The sequence below is a fragment of the Tahibacter caeni genome, assembly GCF_024609805.1.
Classification (GTDB): Bacteria; Pseudomonadota; Gammaproteobacteria; order Xanthomonadales; family Rhodanobacteraceae; genus Tahibacter; species Tahibacter caeni.
On the sequence record NZ_JANFVR010000220.1, the window covers coordinates 1 to 8,045 of the forward strand.

Genomic DNA, 8,045 nt, shown 5'->3' on the forward strand with positions numbered 1-8,045 from the left:
CGCCTGACCATCAGCATCGGCGTTGCGACCGCGGCCCGCGGCGCGGCGGTCGCGGCCGAGGCGCTGCTGCGTCGCGCCGATGACGCGCTGTACGAAGCCAAGCGCGCCGGCCGAAACCGCGTCGTGCAGGGATCGGCGGCGGCCTGAGGGCCGCGTTTCCGCTCGAAAGCCGGAGCCGGCGGCAGCGGCCGCGCTCGTGCGCGGCCGTTCGGTTACGCAACCGTCACGACAAAGCGAGAACTGCGTCACATATTTTTGCAATGCAGCAATGCGCCGCTGCCCCCGGCCAGCTTCTACGATCCCGTGCTTGTGCCGTTCGGGGGAACTTCGCCATGCGCTTTCATTGGATTCCTGCGTTGCTGCTGACCCTGGCCGCGCTGCCGGCTTCGGCCGCGAGCCCGTCGCCGGAAGTCGTCACCGTACAGACCCGCGACCCGGCGCTGATCCAGCGCATGGCCGACCGCCTCGGCCATCTGCGCGTCGACCGCAAGAAAGGCACGGTCATGGCCGAGATCGAACCCGACGACCTGGTCTGGCTGCGCACGCAGACCTCCGATCTCGCGATCGACAAGGACGCGACGCAGGCGCTGCAGCTGCAGACCTCGGGCCGTTCGCTCAAGAGCATTCCGGGCTTCAGCTGCTATCGCACGGTCGAGGAAACGCTGTCGTCGATCGACGCGCTGATCGCGGCACGGCCGGATCTCGCGAGCAAGATCGACATCGGCGATTCCTGGGAAAAGGTCACCGCGGGCGGCGATCCGGGCTACGACCTGGTCGTGCTCAAGCTGACCAACTCCGCGGTGCCGGGCCCCAAGCCGAAGATGTTCGCGATGACCGCGATCCACGCGCGCGAATACACGACCGCCGAACTGAACACGCGCTTCGCCGAGTGGCTGGTCAGCCGCTACGGCATCGATCCCGAAGCGACCTGGCTGCTCGACCACAACGAATTCCATCTGCTGCTGCAGTCCAATCCGGACGGCCGCAAGAAAGCCGAGACCGGCCTGTCCTGGCGCAAGAACACGAACACCGCCTACTGCGGCGCGACGAGCAATTCGCGCGGCGCCGATCTCAATCGCAATTTCCCGTTCCACTGGGGCGGCCCGGGCGCGAGCAGCTCGGCCTGCAACGAGACCTACCGCGGCGCAAGCTCGGCGTCGGAGCCCGAAACGCAGGCCGTCGTCGCCTACGTGCGCAGCATCTTCCCGGACGTGCGCCCCGACGACACGACGACGCCGGCGCCGGATACGACCCAGGGCGTGTTCTTCGACATCCACAGCTTCTCGCAGCTCGTGCTGTGGCCCTGGGGCGACACGACGACCCTGGCGCCGAATTCGTCGGCGCTCGAAATGCTCGGCCGTCGCGTGGCCTGGTTCAACGGCTACGATCCGCAGCAGTCGGTCGGCCTGTACGCGACCAGCGGCACGACCGACGACTCGGCCTACGGCCCGCTCGGCGTGCCGGCCTACACGATCGAGCTCGGCGTGGCGTTCTTCGAGGACTGCGCCTCGTTCGAGAGCAGCACCTATCCGCACAATGTCGACGCGCTGCGCTACGCGGCGCGCACTTTGTGGGCGCCGTACAAGCTGCCGTTCGGTCCGGATGCGCTCGAGATCGCCGCTACGCCGGACCTCGTCGTCGCCGGCGACACGGTACGCGTCAGCGCGCGCGTCGACGACTCGCGCCTGAACCGCACGGCGCAGCCGCAGGCCGGCGCGCCGCCGCCGCCGACCACGCAGAACGTCGCCTCGGCGCGCGCGTTCGTCGACATGATGCCGTGGGAAAGCGGCGCCGTGGCGCGTCCGATGAGCGCGAGCGACGGCAGCTTCAACAGCGGCAGCGAAGCCGTGCAGCTCGATCTCGACACGACCGGCCTGTCCAGCGGCCGCCACCTGGTCTACGTGCAGGGCGTGGACACGTTCGGCGACGCGGGTCCGCCGGATGCGGTATTCATCGAAGTCGCCCAGGCCAACGAGATCGCGACCGTACACGGCAGCGTGCGCAATGCCATCACGAACGCGCCGCTGGCGGCGACGATCAAGATCGGCACGACCACGCAGCAGGCCGACGCGTCGGGCAACTACAGCAAGCGCCTGCACGCCGGCACGGTCGACATCGAAGTCAGCGCGCCGGGCTACATGACCGAACGCGCGACCGGCGTCGCGTTGAGCGGCGGTGCGGACGTCGTGCGCAATTTCGACCTGTCGCCGGACTGCACTGTGTTCGCCGACGACGTCGAAGGCGCCAACCCGGGCTGGACGGCGCAGTCGCCCTGGGGCACGAGCACGAGCGTCGCCGGCAACGCGACGAAGGTCTGGACCGACAGCCCGGCCGGCGGCTATGCGAACAACCTCAACATCAGCCTGACCTCGCCGCTGATGAATCTGGTCGGCTACGAGGACGCCGTGCTGAGCTTCGACCAAAAATGCGTGACCGAAGCCGGCTACGACTACGGCATCGTCGAGCTCAGCACCAATGCGTCGGCGGGCTCGCCGACCTGGAGCGAGATCGCGCGCTGCAACGGCGAGTCGGCTTGGCGCACGTCGCGCCTGGCCCTGCCGGCCGCGACGAACCAGGCCGCCGTGAAACTGCGCTTCCGCCTGACCAGCGACACCAGCCAGTCCGCCGAGGGCTGGTCCATCGACAACGTCCGCGTCTCCGCCGGCGGCACCGCCTGCCGATCCAACAGCGACGTGCTGTTCGCGAACGGGTTCGACGCGAACTGAGGGATAGGCGCGGCCCGCGCGCACCGACGGTTCTCTCTCCAGCGCGATGGCGCCTGGAGAGAGAGAGGCCCGCAGGCCGGTCACGGCAAACCCGGCGTCACCGCAAGGTCGCGGCGATCTTGCGAAAAGCCGGTGTCGACGCGACGGTCACGATGCGACGCCGCTTCGGACAGCGGGCGTATGCCGATGGCGCCGCAATTCGCGCGACGCGCCGGACGGGGTGCGCGGACCAGGACGCCGCAGGGATTTCCAGCAGGACCTTCGCACCGGAAAGGCCTCGGCGTCGCCGGTCGCGGCGCTCGCCGCAACCCGTGCGCTGCAATCGACGCGCCGGCGTGCGCGCGTTATCGCAGCAGCGCTCCGCTGCGCACGAGCGCGCAGACGCGCTGCACTTCGGCGTCCATGGCGCGGTCGCGCTGCATGAAGCCGACGACCTCGCGCACGCGGGCGAAGGCCTTGCGCACGGCGTCGCCGGCGCGGAATTCGCCGGCTTCGCGCAGGGCCTGCATCAGCGCGGCGACTTCGTCGCGGAACTGCGCATACTCGGCCTGCCCTTGCGCCGGCGCGCCCTGCACCTTGGCCGCGAACGCGGCGAGGTCGCCGCGATCGGCCAGGCGCCGCGCGGCGTTGAGCATGTCCTGGCGATATTCCAGCGCCTGCGCCGCGGTGTAGATCTCCAGCGCGAGCACGTCGGACAGGTCTTCGGTCATGTCGAGCACGTGGCGCGCCTCGTTCGCGCCCATGGACACGTGGTCCTCGGCGTTCGCGCTCGTCGGGATCGAATAGACGCTGGCCGGATGGGCGCGCGTGGCCAGGTCGTTGACGAGCGCGGCGGCCGTGTACTGCACGATCATGAAGCCCGAGTCGGTCGCGTCCTCGTTGCCGATCAGGAACGCCGGCAGGCCGTCGTTGTTGGCCGGATCGACGAGCTTGTTCAGACGGCGCTCGGCGATCGAGGCCAGCACCGGGATGGCCGCCTTCAGATAGCTCATGGCCAGCGCGAGGGGCATGCCGTGGAAATGCCCCGCGGAGACGACCTGGTCCTCGATGACGACCGCATTTTCCATCTGCGGAAAAATCAGCGGGTTGTCGGTGACCGCATTGAGCTCGATGTCGATGACGCGGCAGGCCTGGCTCCAGGCGTCGCGCACGGCGCCGTGCACCTGAGGCGCGCAACGCAGGCAATAGGCGTCCTGCGGCTGGTGCTTCTTGCCGCCCTTGAACGGCAGGAAGCGCGCGTAGAACGATTCCTTGCCGTGGCGCTGGGCCGGCGGCACGTAGTCCCACGACAGGTCGAAGCGCGCGGCCTGATCCTGCGGATGCGACCAGGAGCTCGCGAGCCAGGTGCGGAAGCGCGGCACCAGGTGGTACGGGATGTCGGCCAGGGTGGAACCGGCGAGCAGGCGGCGCAGGTTCGCGGCCGACTGCACCTGGCCCGGATGCGGGCGCAGCGCATGCACTTCGGGCTTGAGCGCGCCGGTGCGGCCGGCGAACGCGTCGAGCGTCATCGCCGCGGCGAGGTCGGCGACTTCCAGCAGATATTCCAGGCGATGCAGCGCGAGCGCCGCAGTCGCGAGCATCTGCGTCGTGCCGTTGTTCAGCGCGAGGCCTTCCTTGAACGACAGACGCAGCGGCGCGAGGCCGGCGCGCGCAAGCGCCTGGGCGCCGGGCAGGCGCTCGCCGCCGACGAAGGCTTCGCCGCCGCCGAGCAGCACGATGGCCAGATGCGACAGCGGCGCGAGATCGCCGCTCGCGCCGACCGAGCCCTTCTGCGGAATCACCGGAATGACGTCGCGGTTCAGCAGCTCGGCGAGCGCCTGCAAGGTGCTCGCGCGGATGCCGGAATGGCCGCGCATCAAGGTGTTCACGCGGATCGCGAGCATCGCGCGCACGACGGACGGCGCGAACGGCTCGCCGACGCAGACCGCGTGGGTCACGACGAGGTTGTGCTGCAGCTCCTCCATCAGGGTGCCGTCGCGCTGCTCCGGATTGCCGCCGGGCAGCTCGTCGCGCGCGCGATGCGCGCCGAGCAGCTTGTCGGCATTGCTGCCGAAGCCCGTCGTCACGCCGTAGATCGGTTCGCCGCAGCTGACCTTGTCGGCGAGGAAGTCGGCGGTCTGCTGCACGCGGGCCAGCTGCGCCGGGTCCAGCGCGACGCGGCGGCCGTCGTAGGCGATCGCGGCCACCTGGGCGCGCGTCAGCGAGGAGCCGTCGAGAATGATGACGTCGTTGTTCATTGCATGCGTTCCGTGAGAATGCGGAGGGCCTAGCCCATCGCCTGCGCCTGTTCCAGTTCCACGCGCAGCGCCTTGACCAGCTCGGCGCGCGCGACCTCGAATTGCTCGCGCCGGCGCAGGTCCTTCACGACGACCGTGTCCTTGGCGATCTCGTCGCTGCCGACGACGACGGCGAACGCGATGCCGGCCTTCTCGGCGTACTTGAACTGCCTGGCGAGCTTGCCGCCTTCGAGCACGACCTCGGTATTGATGCCGGCCTGGCGCAGCTCGTTGGCGATCGCGAGATAGCGCGGCAGCTCGGCATCGATCATCTGCGTGACGAGCACCTGCACCGTGCTCTTGCCCGTGCCGATCAGGCCGGCCTCGCGCAGCTGCCAGTACAGCCGCGTCGCGCCGATCGAGATGCCGACGCCGGGCAGGTGCGACTTGGTATAGTGGCCGGCGAGGTTCTCGTAGCGGCCGCCCGAACAGATCGAGCCGATCTGCGGGTGATCGGTCAGGTGCGTCTCGTAGACCGTGCCGGTGTAGTAGTCCAGGCCGCGCGCGATCGACAGGTTCAGCGCGTAGAACGATTCCGGCACGCCCAGCGCGCGGATCAGTTCCAGCACTTCGCGCAGTTCGACAATGCCCTGATTGAAGGTCTCACTGCCCTGTCCAAGCGCACTGAGTTTCGTCATCGCATCGGCGAAACCGAAAGACCTGATCTGCACGAAATGCAGAATCTGCGCGATCGCATCGTCACTCAAGCCGAAATCGCCGTCGCGCAGGCTCTGCGCGACCTTGTCCGCGCCGACCTTGTCGAGCTTGTCGATCTCGCGCAGGATCAGCGCCTGCCGGTCCGCATCGGCCTGACCGAGGTTCTCGAAGAAGCCACGCAGCAGCTTGCGGTTGTTGAGCTGGATCGTGAACGGGCCGATCTTCAGGTCGCGGAACACCTGGTAGATCACGGCCGGCAGCTCGGCGTCGTAGCGGATCGACAACGCGTCCTTGCCGATCACGTCGATGTCGCACTGGTAGAACTCGCGGAAGCGGCCACGCTGCTGGCGTTCGCCGCGGTAGACGCGCTGCATCTGGTAGCGGCGGAACGGAAAGTTGAGCTGGTGCTCGTGCTCGGCGACGTAGCGCGCGAGCGGCACGGTCAGGTCGAAGCGCAGCGCCATCTCCGGCGTGCCGCCCTTCTCCAGGTTGCCAGTCGACTGCACGAAATAGACCTGGCGCTCGGTCTCGCCGCCTTCCTTGGTCAGCAGCACCTCGGTCAGCTCCATGACCGGCGTCTCCACCGGCAGGAAGCCGAAGCGCTCGAAGCTGCGGCGGATCGTGTCGAGCATGTCCTGGAACGCAATCTGGTCCAGCGGCAGCAGTTCGAGCACGCCGGGCGGCGTGCGGGCGGCGGTCAATGCCATGGATTTCCTCGGATCGTGAAGCGGGCCGGGCGCGAAGGGCGCATAGCCTAGCAGATGGTCGCGAGCGCGCCCGGCCATGTAATAGCGGGTTGTTACTTGCGGGAATGGGGAATCGTAGGAGCACAGAGCGGCCAGGCTTCCGCCGTTTGCCTGCTTTTCCGATTCCCGATTCCGCATTCCCGATTCCCGGCCCCAAAAAAGCAGCGCTCGCCAATCCCCCGCCGTTCCCGTATAGTGCGGCGGTTCTCGTGCGGACTCCCCGGCTTCCCTTCCGGATTTCTGACGTGACGCAGCCGGCGATTACGACGCCCGCCACGTCTGCAGCTTTCTCCCTCCACCGGCTTCCACGACGACACGGCAGGGCCTTCGCGGCCGCCGTCACCATCTCTACCTGCAGCGCGGATGTATGGCCCTGGACGGCCGTTGGGAACGCTCTGGGTTTTTCTGCTGAGGAGCAATCCCATGTCTTTCGACAACCTCGGGCTGTCGCCCGCCCTGCTGTGCGCGCTCAACGAGCTCGGCTACGACACGCCGACGCCGATCCAGGCCGAAGCGATTCCGCTGGTGCTGGCCGGCCGCGACCTGCTCGCCGGCGCGCAGACCGGCACCGGCAAGACCGCCGCGTTCGCGCTGCCGCTGCTGGAACGCCTCTATCCGGACGGCGCGCTGCGCAAGGATCAGCCGCGCAAGGTGCGCGCGCTGGTGCTGACGCCGACGCGCGAACTCGCCGTGCAGGTGCACGACAGCATCCGCGCCTACGGCAAGAACATCCGCTTCAACTCCACGACGATCTTCGGCGGCGTCGGCATGGGCGGCCAGGTGCAGGCGCTCAAGCGCGGCATGGACCTGATCGTCGCGACGCCGGGCCGCCTGATCGACCACCTGGACCAGCGCACGCTGAACCTGCGCGACATCGAGATCCTCGTGCTCGACGAGGCCGACCGCATGCTCGACATGGGCTTCCTGCCGGCGCTCAAGAAGATCCTCGGCCAGCTGCCGCGCCAGCGGCAGAACCTGATGTTCTCGGCGACCTACGCCGACGACATCCGCAAGCTCGCGACCGAACTGCTCAACGATCCCGCGCAGATCCAGATCGCGCAGCAGAACAGCGTCGCGGCCACGGTCGAGCACCGCGTCTACGCGGTCGACGCCGAGCGCAAGAAGGATCTGCTGATCGAACTGCTGGCCCAGGACAGCCGCCGCCAGACCCTCGTGTTCGGCCGCACCAAGCACGGCTCGGACCGGCTGGCCAAGCAGCTCTGCCAGGCCGGCTTCAAGGCCGATGCGATCCACGGCAACAAGAGCCAGAACGCGCGCCAGCGCGCGCTGAAGGACTTCAAGGACGGCCGCATCCACGTGCTCGTCGCGACCGACATCGCCGCGCGCGGCCTCGACATCGACCAGTTGCCGGTCGTCATCAACCACGACCTGCCGATGGTCGCGGCCGACTACGTGCACCGCATCGGCCGCACCGGCCGTGCCGGCTGCGACGGTCTCGCGCTGTCGCTGGTCAGTCGCGACGAGCAGGGCCTGCTCAACGACATCCAGAAGCTGCTCAAGCGCGAGATCGAGATCGCCGTGCTGCCGGGCTTCGAGCCCAAGCTGCCGCTGCGCACCGGCGCCGACGCCCAGCGCGCCGGCAAGCCCAAGCAGCCCGGCCGCGGCAACGCGCGCCGCGG

General features: G+C 68.6%; 5 protein-coding genes. 3 read left to right on the top strand and 2 right to left on the bottom strand.

Annotation, left to right across the window (positions count from 1 at the left end; genetic code table 11):
* Window positions 1-9: 9 nt before the first annotated feature.
* Both NON22_RS16610 and NON22_RS16615 read left to right on the top strand, forming a co-directional pair.
* A complete protein-coding gene (locus NON22_RS16610) occupies window positions 10-147 on the top strand; it encodes a diguanylate cyclase domain-containing protein (protein ID WP_343231950.1) in 138 nt (45 codons plus the stop codon).
* Window positions 148-332: 185 nt separating this feature from the next.
* On the top strand, window positions 333-2,726 hold the full coding sequence (locus NON22_RS16615) for a M14 family zinc carboxypeptidase (protein ID WP_257388063.1): 2,394 nt from the start codon (window positions 333-335) through the stop codon (window positions 2,724-2,726).
* Window positions 2,727-3,070: 344 nt separating this feature from the next.
* Here the strand turns inward: NON22_RS16615 and NON22_RS16620 are convergent, their stop codons facing one another.
* Both NON22_RS16620 and hisS read right to left on the bottom strand, forming a co-directional pair.
* Window positions 3,071-4,963 carry an HAL/PAL/TAL family ammonia-lyase gene (locus NON22_RS16620; protein ID WP_257388064.1) on the bottom strand — a complete coding sequence of 631 codons (1,893 nt, stop codon included), beginning with the start codon at window positions 4,961-4,963 and terminating at the stop codon, window positions 3,071-3,073.
* 29 nt (window positions 4,964-4,992) lie between these two features.
* Complete coding sequence (gene hisS / locus NON22_RS16625) at window positions 4,993-6,366, bottom strand: histidine--tRNA ligase (protein WP_257388065.1); 1,374 nt, start codon at window positions 6,364-6,366, stop codon at window positions 4,993-4,995.
* 462 nt (window positions 6,367-6,828) lie between these two features.
* On the opposite strand from hisS, the gene NON22_RS16630 reads away from it, so the two are divergent.
* Window positions 6,829-8,045: DEAD/DEAH box helicase (locus NON22_RS16630; protein WP_257388066.1), on the top strand; the 1,217-nt coding region annotated here is incomplete at its 3' end.

Coding starts and splice junctions, on each gene's coding strand:
- NON22_RS16615 (WP_257388063.1), top strand. CDS start 333: ATGCGCTTTCATTGGATTCCTGCGTTGCTGCTGACCCTGGCCGCGCTG.
- NON22_RS16620 (WP_257388064.1), bottom strand. CDS start 4,963: ATGAACAACGACGTCATCATTCTCGACGGCTCCTCGCTGACGCGCGCC.
- hisS (WP_257388065.1), bottom strand. CDS start 6,366: ATGGCATTGACCGCCGCCCGCACGCCGCCCGGCGTGCTCGAACTGCTG.